This window comes from Albidovulum aestuarii (genome assembly GCF_029961185.1).
GTDB classification, from domain to species: Bacteria; Pseudomonadota; Alphaproteobacteria; order Rhodobacterales; family Rhodobacteraceae; genus Albidovulum; species Albidovulum aestuarii.
On record NZ_JASBQQ010000004.1, the window covers coordinates 91,440 to 106,708 of the forward strand.

At 62.8% G+C, this 15,269-nt stretch carries 16 protein-coding genes; 10 read left to right on the plus strand and 6 right to left on the minus strand.

What is annotated here, in order from left to right; all coding sequences use genetic code 11:
- Positions 1–46: 46 nt before the first annotated feature.
- On the plus strand, positions 47–679 hold the full coding sequence (locus QKW60_RS11200; protein ID WP_282368814.1) for a TetR/AcrR family transcriptional regulator: 633 nt from the start codon (positions 47–49) through the stop codon (positions 677–679).
- On the opposite strand, the gene QKW60_RS11205 is transcribed toward QKW60_RS11200, so the two are convergent.
- Both QKW60_RS11205 and QKW60_RS11210 read right to left on the minus strand, forming a co-directional pair.
- Positions 676–1,107, minus strand: a complete 432-nt coding sequence (locus QKW60_RS11205) for a DUF3052 family protein (protein ID WP_282368815.1) — start codon at positions 1,105–1,107, stop codon at positions 676–678. The two genes, QKW60_RS11200 and QKW60_RS11205, sit on opposite strands and share 4 nt — an antisense overlap.
- Complete coding sequence (locus QKW60_RS11210) at positions 1,088–1,906, minus strand: sulfotransferase family protein (RefSeq protein ID WP_282368816.1); 819 nt, start codon at positions 1,904–1,906, stop codon at positions 1,088–1,090. The genes QKW60_RS11205 and QKW60_RS11210 overlap by 20 nt, the downstream gene beginning before the upstream one ends.
- A gap of 150 nt (positions 1,907–2,056) precedes the next feature.
- Here QKW60_RS11210 and QKW60_RS11215 point away from each other — a divergent pair, with 150 nt between their 5' ends.
- From QKW60_RS11215 to QKW60_RS11225, 3 genes are all read left to right on the plus strand, one after another.
- Positions 2,057–3,634 carry a DUF5928 domain-containing protein gene (locus tag QKW60_RS11215; protein WP_282368817.1) on the plus strand — a complete coding sequence of 526 codons (1,578 nt, stop codon included), beginning with the start codon at positions 2,057–2,059 and terminating at the stop codon, positions 3,632–3,634.
- An 8-nt stretch (positions 3,635–3,642) separates the two neighbouring features.
- Positions 3,643–4,026, plus strand: coding sequence for an HIT domain-containing protein (locus tag QKW60_RS11220; protein ID WP_282368818.1), 384 nt, complete (start codon positions 3,643–3,645; stop codon positions 4,024–4,026).
- Positions 4,027–4,097: 71 nt separating this feature from the next.
- Positions 4,098–4,283, plus strand: a complete 186-nt coding sequence (locus tag QKW60_RS11225) for a zinc-finger domain-containing protein (protein ID WP_282368819.1) — start codon at positions 4,098–4,100, stop codon at positions 4,281–4,283.
- Positions 4,284–4,303: 20 nt separating this feature from the next.
- Here QKW60_RS11225 and QKW60_RS11230 read toward each other — a convergent pair whose 3' ends face one another.
- On the minus strand, positions 4,304–4,573 hold the full coding sequence (locus QKW60_RS11230) for a hypothetical protein (RefSeq protein WP_282369091.1): 270 nt from the start codon (positions 4,571–4,573) through the stop codon (positions 4,304–4,306).
- A 37-nt stretch (positions 4,574–4,610) separates the two neighbouring features.
- Between QKW60_RS11230 and polA the strand changes: the two genes are divergently transcribed.
- Entirely contained in the window at positions 4,611–7,442 is a 2,832-nt protein-coding gene (gene polA, locus QKW60_RS11235; protein WP_282368820.1) for a DNA polymerase I, read from the plus strand.
- A gap of 99 nt (positions 7,443–7,541) precedes the next feature.
- On the opposite strand, the gene QKW60_RS11240 is transcribed toward polA, so the two are convergent.
- Positions 7,542–8,171 carry a ribonuclease T2 family protein gene (locus QKW60_RS11240; RefSeq protein WP_282368821.1) on the minus strand — a complete coding sequence of 210 codons (630 nt, stop codon included), beginning with the start codon at positions 8,169–8,171 and terminating at the stop codon, positions 7,542–7,544.
- Between the two features lie 126 nt (positions 8,172–8,297).
- On the opposite strand from QKW60_RS11240, the gene QKW60_RS11245 reads away from it, so the two are divergent.
- Positions 8,298–9,056, plus strand: coding sequence for a DUF1013 domain-containing protein (locus QKW60_RS11245; RefSeq protein WP_282368822.1), 759 nt, complete (start codon positions 8,298–8,300; stop codon positions 9,054–9,056).
- A 174-nt stretch (positions 9,057–9,230) separates the two neighbouring features.
- On the opposite strand, the gene QKW60_RS11250 is transcribed toward QKW60_RS11245, so the two are convergent.
- Complete coding sequence (locus QKW60_RS11250) at positions 9,231–10,202, minus strand: zinc ABC transporter substrate-binding protein (RefSeq protein ID WP_282368823.1); 972 nt, start codon at positions 10,200–10,202, stop codon at positions 9,231–9,233.
- 109 nt (positions 10,203–10,311) lie between these two features.
- Between QKW60_RS11250 and QKW60_RS11255 the strand changes: the two genes are divergently transcribed.
- The 4 genes from QKW60_RS11255 to QKW60_RS11270 are packed head-to-tail and all read left to right on the plus strand — an operon-like array spanning position 10,312 to position 13,899.
- A complete protein-coding gene (locus tag QKW60_RS11255) occupies positions 10,312–10,788 on the plus strand; it encodes a transcriptional repressor (RefSeq protein ID WP_282368824.1) in 477 nt (158 codons plus the stop codon).
- Positions 10,785–11,558, plus strand: coding sequence for a metal ABC transporter ATP-binding protein (locus QKW60_RS11260; RefSeq protein ID WP_282368825.1), 774 nt, complete (start codon positions 10,785–10,787; stop codon positions 11,556–11,558). The genes QKW60_RS11255 and QKW60_RS11260 overlap by 4 nt, the downstream gene beginning before the upstream one ends.
- On the plus strand, positions 11,551–12,339 hold the full coding sequence (locus QKW60_RS11265; RefSeq protein ID WP_282368826.1) for a metal ABC transporter permease: 789 nt from the start codon (positions 11,551–11,553) through the stop codon (positions 12,337–12,339). The genes QKW60_RS11260 and QKW60_RS11265 overlap by 8 nt, the downstream gene beginning before the upstream one ends.
- Before the next feature lie 51 nt (positions 12,340–12,390).
- Positions 12,391–13,899 (plus strand): malonate--CoA ligase, encoded by a 1,509-nt coding sequence (locus tag QKW60_RS11270; RefSeq protein WP_282368827.1) that lies wholly within the window; start codon positions 12,391–12,393, stop codon positions 13,897–13,899.
- A gap of 54 nt (positions 13,900–13,953) precedes the next feature.
- On the opposite strand, the gene QKW60_RS11275 is transcribed toward QKW60_RS11270, so the two are convergent.
- The gene (locus QKW60_RS11275) at positions 13,954–15,258 is read right to left on the minus strand and encodes a UDP-glucose dehydrogenase family protein (RefSeq protein ID WP_282368829.1); all 1,305 of its coding nucleotides are present in this window, start codon (positions 15,256–15,258) and stop codon (positions 13,954–13,956) included.
- Between the last annotated feature and the right edge of the window lie 11 nt (positions 15,259–15,269).

A 15,269-nucleotide genomic window follows, 5' to 3' on the forward strand; every position in this document is an offset into this window, starting at 1 on the left:
TGCTTAACCCATAATGTGAGCAAATACTCAGCTTTCATACTCGCATATGGCAACCGAACCTAAAAACAAGCCAAAACCAAGAAAAGTACCGGTTCAGACGCGCAGCCGGGCCACGGTCGAGGCGATTCTGGAGGCGACTGCTCGCATTCTGGAGGCCGAGGGGCTGGAGGCGGTCACGACGAACCGGGTGGCCGAACGGGCCGGGGTCTCCATCGGGTCGCTCTACCAGTATTTCCCGTCGCGGGATGCGATCCTTGCGGAACTGGTGCGCCGGATGCGGTTGTCGATGTCTGCGCGGCTGATGAAGGCAAGCGCCGAGGCACAGGACATGCCGCTGGCCGAGGCAGTGCCCCGGTTGATGGCGGCAGCGGTTCACCAGTACGAAACCGAACCAAGGCTGACCGCGGCCTTGGAACAGGCCGAGGCGCGGCTGCCGCGCGACCCCGATGTGCTGGCCGAGCGCGGGAAAGTTCGCGAGGCGATGGCCGATTGCCTGCGGCGCAGAGGGGTGGCCGATCCGGATACAGCAGTGGCCGATCTGGTCGCGATGACACGCGGGATCGTCATGATGGCTGTGTCGGGCAGGTCAGTCGATTACGGCGCGTTGCGCCAGCGTATCGAACGTGCCGCGATGGGGTATCTGACCTATGATGCGTCGCCGGTCGAGGGTGGCGGCTAACGCAGTTCCTTGCGGATCACCAACTTGAGGCCTGACCAGACCTCGTCCACGGCGCAGACCTTGATATCGACCAACCCCATGGGCAGGCAGATTTCGCGCACCGTATCTTCGGTCACTTCCGAATAGAGTTTCGACGCTTTCTTGGGCCAGCTTACCCAGATCATGCCGTCCGGCGCGATCCGGTTCCGCGCTTCGGCCAGCCGCCCGTGCAATTCTTCACGGAAGGGGGTGAAGATGTGGAGGAAGTCCAGCCCGCCGGGCAGGGCCGCGTCCGCGCCGATATGGTCCGGCGCGGCGTCAATGCCCAGCCTTTCGGCATAGGGCCAGGGCGGGTTCACGACCGCCGCTTTCATGCCGGGTCTGATGCCGAGTTTCTTTGCAAGAGGCGTGCCGGAATAGCCCGCCATCTCAGTTCGCGAGTTTGACATGGACCTCGTTGAGGTCGATCTCGCCCACCGGCATCTTGTTGCCCGGATTGTCGAAATCGTAGCGGAAAAGCTGGAAGTCCTTGTGGTAGATCTCCCACATAAGGTGCATCGAGAGGTCGTCGAAATAATCCTCCACCGGATGCGCCCGCTTCGGCCCGTGGCCTTCGCTTTCGTTGAACTTCGGGATTTCCTTCAGGTTCACATCCTGCTTCGTCTCGATGTTGTTGAGCACGCTTTGCATGCCGTCATTGAACTTCTCGGTGAAGACGATGTTGTCGTAACGCCCGCCATTGGCGATGAAGGTCCCGATATGGCCCGACATGGCGGACCAGTGGATGTCGGGTTCCATCGGTTTGCGCCAGCGGATCGTGTCGCGGGCGAAGAGGAGGAAGCGGCGGAAGGACTTGATCTGGTCAAACTCGAAGCCGTTTTCCGGGTCGCCGACCTCGATCCCGTATTTCTGGATCAGAAGCGGGACGAGGTTGCCGCGATAGCGTTTTCCGTTCCTCTGGATGCCGCAGATCTTGTCGAAGAAGGAAGACAGGATGCGGGTATAGGGATTGCGCACACAGGTGAAGGAATAGCTCTTGTGGGCGACGACATTCGCCTCGATCAGCGCCTGACTCTGCTCCTGCGCCCATTTATGCAGGCCGGCAGTCGAATCGTGGATGTCGCCGTCGAAAAAGCTGCCGTGATCGGAATAAAACATGATCTGACCGATCGTGGAGCAGGCGCATTTCGGCACCACGCGATACACCACGCTTTCGCTTTCCGTCATCCAGGTGCCGGGAAAACCCATATAACGCCTACCTCCAACTTGCCCGTAAGCAACCGGGCACTATCCTGCACGACAATTACGGCCTAAAGAGCAAAGAAACACTGTCTTTTCAACGGCAGATAAAGCTATCTGGGGCAACAAAACGGCAAGAAGGGCCTCATCGTTTCGTAAATGGCAAAAATCGCCTTCATTCTCCTATGCCACAAGGACCCCGAAGGGATCATACGGCAAGCCGAGCGGCTGACGGCGGTGGGCGATTGCATGTCGATCCATTTCGATGCGCGCGCGCCGAAAGCGGACTATGACCGCATCCGAAAGGCGCTCGATGGCAACCCTAATGTCACCTTCGCGCGGCGCCGGATCAGGTGCGGCTGGGGGGAATGGAGCCTTGTTCAGGCGACTTTGCACGCGGTCGAAGCGGCGGTATCGGCCTTTCCGGACGCGACCCATTTCTACATGCTGTCGGGCGATTGCATGGCCATCAAGTCGGCCGAATATGCCCATGCCTTTCTCGATAGCGCCGATGTCGATTACATCGAGAGCTTCGATTTCTTCGGCTCGGACTGGATCAAGACCGGGATCAAGGAAGAGCGGCTGATCTATCGCCACCTGTTCAACGAACGCAACAACAAGCGGCTGTTTTACGGCGCGATGGCACTGCAAAAACGGCTTGGCTGGCGTCGTGCGATTCCTGCAGACCTGCAGATCATGATCGGCAGCCAGTGGTGGTGCCTGAGGCGGCGGACGATCGAATGGGTGCTGGACTTTACCCGCAAGCGCACGAACGTGATGCGGTTCTTCCGCACCACATGGATCCCGGATGAGACCTTCTTTCAGACCGTTGTCCGTCATGTCGTGCCGGATGCCGAAATCCGGTCGCGCACTCTGACGTTCCTGATGTTTTCCGATTACGGGATGCCGGTCACGTTCTACAACGATCACTATGACTTGCTGTTGAGCCAGGATTTCCTCTTTGCCCGCAAGGTCAGCCCTGAGGCGCGTGAGCTGAAGCGGCGGCTTGGCGTTCTCTATGCCTCGGAGGGGACGGAGTTCCGGATTTCGAACGAAGGGCAGCGGCTTTACCGGTTCGTGACCGACCGGGGGCGCGAGGGGCGCCGCTATGCGCCGCGATTCTGGGAAGCCGAGGCGAGCCTTGGGCGCGAGCGCGAGCTTCTGATCGTGATCTGCAAGAAATGGCATGTCGCGCGACGGCTGCTCGGTCTTGTCCGGCAAGAGTTGGACATCCCGGTCATAGAGTACCTTTTCGACGAGGGCGCGACCGAGCTTCCCGACCTCGGCGGTATTCAGTCGACAATTGAAAAACGCACCCGCCACCGCCGGGCATTGATGCGGATGCTCTTTGACTACCACCAGACCGACCGCCTGTTGGTCTGCATGGACCCGAAGAATTTCGAGCTTTTGCAGGATTTTTGCGCGGACCGGGCCACGACGCGGCTTCTGGAGGTTCAGTGCCAGTTTTGCGATGATTACCTGACCGGCCATGCAAAGCGGATCGGGCTTGCGGGCGAGCAGGCGGGACCCGAGGCGATGACGCGATTGTTGCCGACGATCCGCAACGATCTGCGCCATGAAAGCGACCGGATCGCGGATGCCGGGTTCACCCATCTGCACCGGATGCGCGAGACCGCCTGGCCGGACGAAAACGCCGTGCCTTTGGCTGCGTTTTTGTCTATCCCGGAAGATAAGGCGCGCAAGATCGCGGCAACCGAACACCTGTTTTCCGACTGAGGACGACCATGGCCTACGCTTACGACGACACCAATATCTTCGCCCGTATCCTGCGCGGCGAAATACCCAACAAGACGGTGCTGGAGACCGAGCATACGCTGGCCTTCCACGATATCGGCCCGCAGGCGCCGGTCCATGTGCTGGTGATCCCGAAGGGACCTTACGTGAACTTCGATCATTTCGCGGCCGAGGCCAGCGCCGAGGAAATCGCCGATTTCACCCGCGCGGCGGGCGAGGTCTGCCGGATGATGAAGGCCGCCCCCGGCGAGGGCGGTCAGGGCTACCGCACCATATCGAATGCCGGTGCGCATGGGGTGCAGGAAGTGCCGCATTATCACCTGCATGTCCTTGGTGGCCGGGTGCTGGGCTCCATGCTGAAACGGGCGGATTGACAGGCGGCGCACGCTTGTTCATCCCATCACAATCGCTATCATGCAGAAAACCTTCCGACGGAGTTGCCCAGATGACCATCCCCGCCCCCGAGACCGAGGTTGTGACCACCTGGAAAGTGGCCTGCGACGGTGGTGAGGGCGCGCTTGGCCATCCGCGCGTCTGGCTGACGATCCCGCATGAGACCGGTTTCGTCGAATGCGGCTATTGCGACAAGCGCTATGAGATCGACCGCGCTCATGCGCATGACGATCACTGAGCGCTAACGCCGCGCCCCATTCAGGATTTCTTTGCCGCGGCTTCCTTCATCCGCTTCAGCAGCTCTGCTTTCGATGGCTGCTTGCCGAAGGGGTTCTTGTCGCTTCCCTTGGCGTTATGTTCCTTGTGGCGCGGAGCGTGCTTGCCCGTCTTGGCCGCGCCTGATTTTCCGTAATCCATGTCTGTCATGCCTTGATTTGGGGTCGCTGCCGCCTTCGGCCCGGTGATTGTCACTGCAGCGAGGGTCGGACCGGTCCCCCGCCCATGGACCCCCGCGCCCGTCTCTGCCATATCTCGGGGCGTCCGATACGGGAAGGGGAGTCTGATCATGGCCTTCGGCAAAGGTTGCCATCTGCATCTGATCGACGGCTCGGCCTATATCTTTCGTGCCTATCACGCTTTGCCTCCTCTGACCCGCAAATCGGACGGGTTGCCCATCGGCGCGGTTGCGGGATTCTGCAACATGCTCTGGTCGCAGCTTGCCAATAACAAGGTCGATGACGCGCCGACCCATATCGCCTGTGTGTTTGACTATTCGTCAAAGACCTTCCGCGATGAGATCTATGATCAGTACAAGGCCAACCGGCCCGACCTGCCCGAGGACCTGCGGCCGCAATTTCCGCTGACGCGGGAGGCGACGAAGGCCTTCGGCGTCGCCTGCCTTGAGATGGAGGGATATGAGGCAGATGACATCATCGCCACCCTTGCCCGGCAGGCGCGCGAGGCCGGGGGCGAGGTCACGATCATCTCGTCCGACAAGGATCTGATGCAACTGGTCGGCAACGGCGTCGAGATGTTCGATGCGATGAAGTCCAAGCGCATCGGTGTCGATGAGGTCGAGGAGAAGTTCGGGGTCAAGCCCGACCGGGTGATCGACGTGCAGGCGCTTGCGGGGGACAGCGTCGATAACGTGCCCGGCGCACCGGGGATCGGCATCAAGACGGCGGCCCTGCTGATTAACGAATACGGCGATCTGGAAACGCTGCTGGAGCGCGCGGAAGAGATCAAGCAGCCCAAGCGCCGTCAGGCGTTGATCGACAATGCCGATCTGATCCGCATCTCCAAGCGGCTGGTGACGCTAGATGATCATACGCCGGTGGAATGGACGCTGGACGAATTGGAGGTGCGGGACCCCGAGGCCGGGCCGCTGATGGGGTTCCTGACGCAGATGGAGTTCCGGACGCTGACGAAGCGCGTAGCCGAGGCGCTGAAGGTGGAGGCCCCGGCGATCCCGGAGGCGCCAGCCGTGCCGGTAAGTCACGACGCCGAGGAGGAGGCCCCCGCACCGGACCAGCCGCCCTTCGATCATGCAAAATACGAATGTATCCGCGACGCCGTGGCGCTGACCCGCTGGATCGATCTGATCCGCGAGCGGGGCTATGTCGCCGTCGATACCGAAACCACCAGCCTTGATGAGATGCGGGCCGAACTGGTGGGGATTTCCCTTTCGGTCATCCCCGGTGAGGCCTGTTACATCCCGCTGGGCCATAAGCAGGGCGGCGGCGATCTCTTTGGGTCGAACGATCTGTCCGATGGGCAGATGGCGATGGACGAGGCGCTGTCAATCCTGAAGCCGGTGCTGGAGGATGATGCGATCCTCAAGATCGGCCAGAACATGAAATACGACTGGAAGATCTTTGCCCGCCATGGGCTGCGGGTGACGCCTATCGACGACACGATGCTGATGTCCTACGCCATGCATGCAGGTCAGCACAATCACGGCATGGACCTGCTGTCAGAACGGTATCTGGCCCACAAACCCATTGAAATCAAATCGCTTCTGGGCACAGGAAAGTCAGCCGTCACTTTTGACCGCGTGCCTATCGACGAGGCGGTCAAGTATGCCGCCGAGGACGCCGACATCACCCTGCGACTCTGGCAGGCCTTCAAGCCCAACCTGCACCGGGTGAAGGTGACGACGGTCTATGAGACGCTCGAACGCCCTCTGGTGCCGGTGCTCGCGGACATGGAAATGGCGGGGATCCGCGTGGACGGTCAGGTGCTGGCCCGCATGTCGAACACCTTCGCGCAGAAGATGGCGGGGCTGGAGGCCGAGACGCAGGAGATCGCCGGTCAGCCCTTCAATGTGGGCAGCCCCAAACAGCTGGGTGAGATCCTCTTCGACACGATGGGGGTCGAGGGTGGCCAGAAGGGCAAGACCGGCGCCTATGCGACCGGCGCGGATGTGCTGGAGGACATCACGACGCTGGAGGATGTAAACCCGGATGCCGCGCGGCTGGCGGCGACGGTGCTGGACTGGCGGCAGCTTTCCAAGCTGAAATCGACCTATACCGATGCGCTTCAGACAGCGATCAATCCCGAGACCGGGCGGGTCCATACCTCCTATTCCATCGCGGGCGCCTCGACCGGGCGGCTTGCCTCGACCGATCCGAACCTTCAGAATATCCCTGTCAGAACCGAGGAAGGCCGCCGCATCCGCGAGGCGTTCATCGCTGGGCCGGGCATGCGGTTGGTGAGCCTCGACTATTCACAGATCGAGCTTCGAATCCTCGCCCATGTCGCTGACATTCCGCAGCTGAAACAGGCTTTCCGTGATGGGATCGACATCCACGCGATGACCGCGTCAGAGATGTTCAACGTGCCGGTCGAGGGCATGGACCCGATGGTCCGCCGTCAGGCCAAGGCGATCAATTTCGGTGTGATCTATGGCATTTCCGGCTTTGGCCTCGCCCGCAACCTGCGCATTCCGCGGGCCGAGGCGCAGGGCTTCATCGACCGCTATTTCGAACGCTTCCCGGGCATCAGGGACTACATGGAGGCGACGGTGGCCTTCGCCAAGGAAAAAGGCTTCGTCCAGACGCTTTTCGGGCGCAAGATCCACACGCCCGAGATCAATGCCAAGGGTCCCCATGCCGGGTTCGCCCGCCGCGCGGCGATCAACGCGCCGATTCAGGGCGCGGCGGCGGATGTGATCCGGCGGGCGATGATCCGCATGCCCGCTGCCATCGCGGACCTGCCCGCGACGATGCTGTTGCAGGTCCATGACGAACTTCTCTTCGAGGTCGAGGAAGGCGCAGTCGACAAGCTGATCGCGACGGCGCGGGATGTGATGGAGGGCGCGGCCCATCCGGCGGTCCATCTCGATGTGCCGCTGGTGGTCGACGCCGGGCAGGGGGCGAACTGGGCCGAGGCGCATTAAAACCGGATCTGGGGCAAGTCCCTGAAAAAGCGTAATAATGCCCGTCAGAACACCGTCTGCGTTACGTCGGCAAAACGTATGGCAACAAGTCGGGCGCCGTCAGCGCACTTTTTCCATGAGCGCGTCGCGCATCCGGCAATCGCGGATTGCGTCCTCGCCGCAGGTTCGGAACTCCAGATCGCGGGTCAGGCAGATGCGGGCCTCGTCGATTCGGCCCGCCTCGCAGGTGATTGTGATCATGTTGCGGTCAAGGCCGGGATTGGCTTCCAGAAATGCCTCCTCCACCACGCTCGCGGGCAGTTTCACATCGCGGTCGAGTTGGGCGAGGACATCGGGGATTTCCACTTTGTCGTAGGCCAGGCGCGAGGCCGCGAAATAGTCGTCTGCCGAAAGACCCGAGCAGCGGCCATGTTTCTTCCATTCGTGCCAGGCCAGCCCCGACGACCCCATGATATCGACCATCGCCCGCGTGTCCGAGCGTGAGGGGTCGCGCGCGGAGGTGCGGCAATAGCTGGGCCAGCCGAACTCGTATTGCGGCCAGAGACCGTGCAGTGTGAAGCTGTGATCGTGCCGGGGGTCGCACTGATCCTCGCCCCGCGCGTCGCCGGTCAGCGCGCAGAAGGTGGGCGACCATGAGAGCGACAGGATGTAGTAGTCAAAGGCGCCCGCCGCTTCGCCTTCGGCAAAAGCGGGCAGGGGCAGAAAGGCAAGGGCGGCAAGCCAGCGCATTTTCTCTTTTCTCCGGTCGCGCGAAGGACTATATAGCCCCCCAACTTCCCCGAAAACGAGGAAAGGCGGCCCGAAAGGTCGCGGCCGTTTTCCCGGCACGGGAGAGATTTGTAAAGGAGATGCCGTATGAACAAACCGCTTATGGCCAAGGCCACGGCCGTGTGGCTGGTGGACAATACGACGCTGAGCTTCAAGCAGATCGCCGATTTCTGCGGCTTGCACGAGCTTGAGGTGCAGGGCATCGCCGATGGCGACGTGGCCGTCGGCGTTAAGGGCTTCGATCCGATCGCCAACAACCAGCTTGACCAGTCGGAGTTGGACAAGGCCGAGAAGGACCCGGTTTACAAGCTGAAGCTGAAGTTCAATCCGGCCTCGGTCGGCGAGGAAAAGCGCCGGGGGCCGCGGTATACCCCGCTCTCGAAGCGTCAGGACCGTCCGGCGGCGATCCTGTGGCTGGTGAAGTTCCACCCTGAACTGGCCGACAGCCAGATTGGCAAGCTCGTTGGCACCACCAAGCCGACCATTGCCTCGATCCGCGAGCGGACGCATTGGAACATCAACAATATCACGCCGATCGACCCGGTCGCGCTGGGCCTCTGCCGTCAGTCGGAATTGGACGCCGCCGTGCAGAAGGCTGCGAAGAAGAAGGCCGCCGACGGTGCAGTGATGACCGATGACGAGCGCCGCAAGCTCGTCTCGACCGAGCAGTCGCTTGGCATGTCGTCCGAACCGAAGATGCCGTCCTCGATCGCGGGGTTGGAAAACTTCTCGCTCAGCCAGAGCGAGGAGGACGAGGAGAAGAACCCGGCGGATTATTCGAATGCCGACAGCTTCTTCAACCTGCCGCATGATGACGATGACGACGAGGATGACGACGACAAGTGATCCCCGAACGCCCCGGCCCTGCCGGGGCGTTTTGCTTCTGCGGCTCGGGTTCGGGACAGAGCGGACATTCCCGAAAGTGGGCCGGAGAAACTTTGACCAAAACTCATCCGGCCGACATGGCGGATTTTGTTCCAAGATCCTTCAAGTCCGTCGCGCTGCCGAAAGTGAGGGTGGTCAGTTTCCCGCGAGGCAGCCGGTGATGGCCATGACCATCCCGCCCATGATCTGATCGTAGAGCGTCGGCCCGGGTGGCAGGCCGCGTCCCTCGGGGTCGAGCGGCGCGCCGATGCGGGTTTCGGTTCCCTCGGCGAGAACCGTCACCATGTCGGGGTCACCCATGGCCTCAGGGAAGATACAGGCCGCCCCGCCGCTTTCGAGAAGGGCGCGAAGTTCGGACCGCCGTGCGGCGCCCGGATCAGCGGCATCACCTTCGGCGAGACTCGCGGCGATCGTCAGGCCGAAATGATCGGCGAAGTACCCGTATGCGTCGTGGGCGACGACGATGGGTTGATCTTTCACGGTGGCGAGCTGTTCTTCCAGTTCGTCCGCGAGCGTATTGATCCGGCCAAGGGCCAGCGAAGCGTTGGCGCGGTAGGCAACGGCATTGCCGGGGTCGCGTTCGACCAGCGCGTCGGCGATCAGGCCGATCCAGAGCGCGGCATTGTCAGGATCGAGCCAGGCGTGAGGATCGAGGCCGTCGTGATCGTGTTCACCCGATACCGGGGCATGATGCGCGTGGTCGTGGCCATCCAAGTCGTGGCTGTGGCCGGTATGCGTGTCATGGTCTGTTTCGTTGTCGTGGTCGGCTTCAAACTCACGGATCGTCGTACCGGTTTGGTGCAGCAGCTCCAGCGACTGGTTGTCTGTCCCTTCATCGACAATACGGTCGAGCCATGGCGTCAGTTCGGGTCCGATCCAGACGATGAGGTCCGCCCCCTGAACAGCACTGATCTGCGAAGGTCTGAGCTGGAAATCATGAACGTCCGCCCCCTGATCCAGAAGCAGGCTGGGCGCGCCGAGATCGCCCATGACCTGCGATACCAGCGAATGGACGACGGGGATGTCAGTCACGACCTCGGGCGCTTCGGCGAGAGCTGGCGAAGCCATCAGCATGAGTGCTGTGACGAGGGGGATTGCCGTGCGCATGTCGGTTCCTTCCGGATCGGTAGAGAGGGGATTGTCGGCCCGAGAGCGATATCGTATGTTATAGCATAACATGTCAAGTCGATGATGACGTGACACCAGGGGGGCGAAAATGACTGATCCGGCATTGGCCTTTGAGGCCCATGACCACAGGGCTTGCGCGGGCGACGTTCTGACCCGGGCAGAGGCGATCAGCGGCGCGCGGCTGACGCCGGTTCGCCGCCGCACGCTGGAAATCCTTCTCGAATCGCACCGGGCGATGGGGGCCTACGAGGTTCTTGAAAAGCTCGCCGATGCCGGGTTCGGCAACCAGCCGCCGGTGGCCTACCGGGCGCTCGACTATCTCGTCGATCAGGGTCTGGCACATCGGATCCGGCGCCTGAACGCTTTTGCTGCCTGCATGCATCCGGGCGAGGCGCACAGCCCCGCCTTCCTCATCTGCAAGTCCTGCGCCGCCGTGGCCGAGGCGCCGGCAGCGGCGATCCATGCCGCGCTGGGCAAGGCGGCCGCCGATATCGGCTTCACCGTGGAGCGGGCGAATGTCGAGGCGCTTGGGCTGTGCCCGGCCTGCGCGGAGGCAGAATCGTGACGCTGATCGAGGCGCGGGGGCTCTGCGTTCGGCACGGCGCGGCGACGGTGCTGAAGGGCGTGAATTTCGCAATCCGGCCGGGTGAGATCGTGACCGTCGTTGGTCCAAACGGCTCGGGCAAGTCGACGCTGATCCGCGCGCTGATCGGGCTGGAGCCCGCTGCGGAAGGCGAGGTGATCCGCCGGGTCGGGCTTGGCATCGGTTATGTGCCGCAACGGCTGCATATCGACGCGGCCTTGCCGATGACGGTGGGCCGGTTCCTGTCACTGCCGCACCGGGTTCCGATGGACGAGGCGGAGGCGGCTTTGGTCCGGACCGGCGTACCGGGGCTGCGCGACCGGCCGATGGCGGGACTGTCCGGGGGGCAATTGCAGCGCGTGCTGCTTGCGCGCGCATTGTTGGCCCGGCCGGAGATTCTGATTCTCGATGAGCCGACGCAGGGTCTCGACCAGCCGGGCATCGCCGCCTTTTACCACCTGATCGAGGAGGTGCGGGCCGAGACGGGTGTCGCCGTGCTGATGGTTAGCCACGATCTGCATGTGGTGATGAGCGCCTCGGACCGGGTCATCTGCCTAAACGGTCATGTCTGCTGCGAAGGGGCGCCGCATGTCGTTTCGGCGGCGCCGGAATATCGCGCGCTCTTTGGGTTCGGGACGGGTGGGGCGCTGGCGCTTTACCGTCACGTTCATGACCATGGTCACGATCACGGAGATGATCACGCGCACCATGGCCATGATCATGCGCACCGGCACGAGGACGAGCATGCCTGACGATTTCCTCATCCGCGCCGGCCTGGCCGGGATCGGCCTGATGCTGGCCGCCGGACCGCTCGGGGCCTTCGTCGTCTGGCGGCGCATGGCCTATATGGGCGATGCGACCGCGCATGCGGCGATCCTTGGCGTTGCGCTGGCGTTGGCCGCCTCGCTGCCGGTCCTTGTCGGCACGATGATCGTGGCGCTGACCATGGCGCTGGCGGTCAACGGACTGAGCGGGCGGGGGCGGGCGGCCGATACCGCGCTTGGTGTTCTGGCCCATTCGGCGCTTGCGCTTGGCCTTGTCGCCGTGTCGTTCCTGCCCTCGGTCAGGGCGGACCTGTCCTCGTATCTCTTCGGCGATGTGCTGACCGTGCGGTGGGGTGAACTGATCTGGATCTGGGTCGGGTCGGGCGCGGTTATGGCGCTGATCCTGTGGCGTTGGGACGCGCTATTGACGGCAACGGTGAACGAGGAGCTGGCAATGGCCTCGGGCCTTGACCCGCGGCGCGAAAAGCTGGTGCTGACGCTGGCGCTGGCACTGGTGGTCGCGGTGGCGCTGAAAATCGTCGGCGCGCTTCTGATCGCGGCGATGCTGATCATTCCCGCCGCGACGGCGCGGGCATTTGCCCGCAGCCCCGAGGCGATGGCGCTTCTGTCCGTTCTGATCGGTGTGGCGGCGGTGATTGCCGGTCTTTGGGCCTCGCTTCACTTCGACACGCCCGCCGGGCCGTCAATTGTCGTGGCTGCCGCCGGGCTTTTCGCCGTCAGCCTTTTGCCCGGCCGCCACCGGGGCTAGAGTCTGACTACTGGTGGCAGTAATTCGGGCAGGACGAAGCAGGGGCAGGCCATGGGAAATCATCTTTACGACGCTCTCTTCGGGCGGCACGAGGGGCGCGATGCCGATTTCCTGATCCTGCCGGACGGGGGGCGGGTCAGCCATGCCGCCTTTGCCGACCGCGCTGCACGGTTCGCCGGGGCGCTGGTGGCCATGGGGCTGGTGCCCGGCGACCGGGTGGCGCTGCAACTGGAGAAAAGTCCCGACATGCTGGCGGTCATCGCCGGGGCGATCCGGGCGGGTGTCGTCTTTCTGCCGCTCAACCCCGCCTATACCGCTGCCGAGGTCGCGTATTTCGTGGGTGATGCCGGGGCGAAACTCCTGCTCTGCGACGGCCGCGCCGAGGCGGGCCTCGCCCCGGTTGCGGCGAAGGCGGGCGCGCAGCTTGCGGTGCTGAATACCGACGGGACGGGCAGTTTCACTGATGACGCCACGATGGCCACTCCGGCGTCCATCGCAGAGCGGGACGCGGACGACCTCGCGGCTTTGCTTTACACGTCGGGCACGACCGGAAGGTCGAAGGGCGCGATGATGAGCCATGCGAACCTTCTGTCGAATGCCGAGGTGCTGGTCGGGTACTGGCGCTTCACGGATCAGGACGTGCTCTTGCATGCCTTGCCGATCTTTCACACCCATGGCCTCTTCGTCGCGACCAATGTCGCACTGCTGGCGGGCGCGCGCATGATCTTCCTGCCGAAATTCGATGCAGGCGAGGTGATCCGGCACTTGCCGCAGGCCACTGCGATGATGGGGGTTCCGACCTTCTATACAAGGCTGCTCGACGATCCGCGTCTGACCCGCGATCTGACGGCGGGGATGCGGCTTTTCATCTCCGGCTCGGCGCCCCTGCTGGCCGAGACCCACCGCCAGTGGCAGGACCGGACCGGTCATGTCATCCTCGAACGCTACGGCATGACCGAAACCAATATGAACACGTCAAACCCCTATGAGGGCGACCGCCGCGCAGGCACCGTGGGGTTCCCTCTGCCGGGCGTTGAGGTAAAGGTCTGCGATGCATCGGGTGTGGATCTGCCGGCGGGAGAGATCGGCACGATCGAGGTGCGCGGCCCGAACGTGTTCCAGGGTTACTGGAACATGCCGGAAAAGACCGCCGAGGAACTGCGCGAAAACGGGTTTTTCATCACCGGCGATCTGGGGGTGATGGATGACGACGGCTATGTCACCATCGTCGGGCGGGGCAAGGACCTGATCATCTCGGGCGGCTTCAATGTCTACCCGAAAGAGGTTGAACTGGTCCTCGACGCGCTGCCGGGCGTTCTGGAAAGCGCCGTGATCGGCGCGCCGCATCCCGATTTTGGCGAGGGCGTGGTGGCTGTCGTGGTGCCGGAATCCGACGCCGCACCTGATGCGCAGGCGATCCGCGCGGCGCTTGGGCAAAGCCTCGCGAAGTTCAAGCAGCCCAAGCATATCGCATTCCGCGATGCGCTGCCGCGCAACACGATGGGCAAGGTTCAGAAGGCCGCGCTTCGCGAGGACTTCAAGGGCATCTTTGCGCCCTGAATTTTTCTGTTCGAAAATACCTCGGAGTTTTGGGCAGCGCCCCGGAAGGCGCGGTCAGCGCCCCACGCCGGAATAGGCCCCGAATCCTGCGGCCTCGGCATCCTTCGGCGAATAGATGTTCCGCAGATCGGCCATGCGGGCGGTCTTCATCGCGCCGGCAAGCCGGGCGAGGTCGAGGGCCCGGAACTCGTTCCATTCTGTGAGGATCACAACCACGTCCGCGCCTTTGGCGGCGGCATAGGCATCCTCCATCCAGGTCACGCCGGGCAGAAGGCTTTCGCCCTCGCGCCTGCCCTGCGGGTCGACCACGCGGACCTTGGCGCCATTACCGACCAGGGCGGGCACGATGGTCAGCGAGGGCGCGTCGCGCATGTCATCGGTATTGGGTTTGAAGGTCACACCCAGAACCGCCACGATCTTGCCGTTCACCGAACCGTCGCAGAGGTCCATGACCTTCTCGATCATCCGCCGTTTGATCTCGTCATTGACCTTGATGACCGTCTCGACAATCTGCATCGGGGCGGCATGTTCCTGCCCGATCCGGGCCAGTGCGGAAGTGTCCTTCGGAAAGCATGACCCGCCATAGCCGGGACCGGCATGCAGGAACTTATTGCCGATGCGGTTGTCGAGGCCCATGCCCTTTGACACCTGCTTCACATCCGCGCCGACCTTTTCGCAAAGCCGGGCGATTTCGTTGATGAAGGTGATCTTGGTCGCGAGAAAGGCATTCGCCGCGTATTTGATCATCTCGGCGGTTTCCAGATCAGTGTAGAGGATCGGGAAGTCGCGCAGGAAAAGCGGGCGGTAGATCTCGCCCATTACCTTTTTCGCGCGATCCGAGGTCACGCCGACGACGACGCGGTCCGGGCGCATGAAATCGTCGATCGCTGCACCTTCACGCAGGAATTCGGGGTTGGAGGCGACGTCGAAATCCGCCTCGGGCGACGTCTTCTCGATCACCGCGCGGACAGCGGCATTGGTGCCAACGGGCACGGTCGATTTGGTGACGATGACCGCATAGCCGGTGAGCGCGCTGCCGATTTCCTCAGCTGCCGCCATCACATAGGTCAGGTCGGCATGGCCATCGCCGCGCCGCGTCGGTGTGCCGACGGCGATGAATACAGCGTCCGCCCCGTCGACAGCCGCATTCAGGTCACCGGTGAATGTCAGCCGTCCGGCGGCGACGTTCCGGGCCATCAGCACATCAAGGCCGGGTTCGTAGATCGGCACGTCTCCGCGCAAAAGCATTTCCACCTTGCGCGGGTCCTTGTCGACGCAGGTCACTTCATGTCCGAAGTCTGACAGGCATACACCAGAGACGAGGCCGACATAGCCGGTTCCGATCATTGCGATTTTCATGAATGAACCCT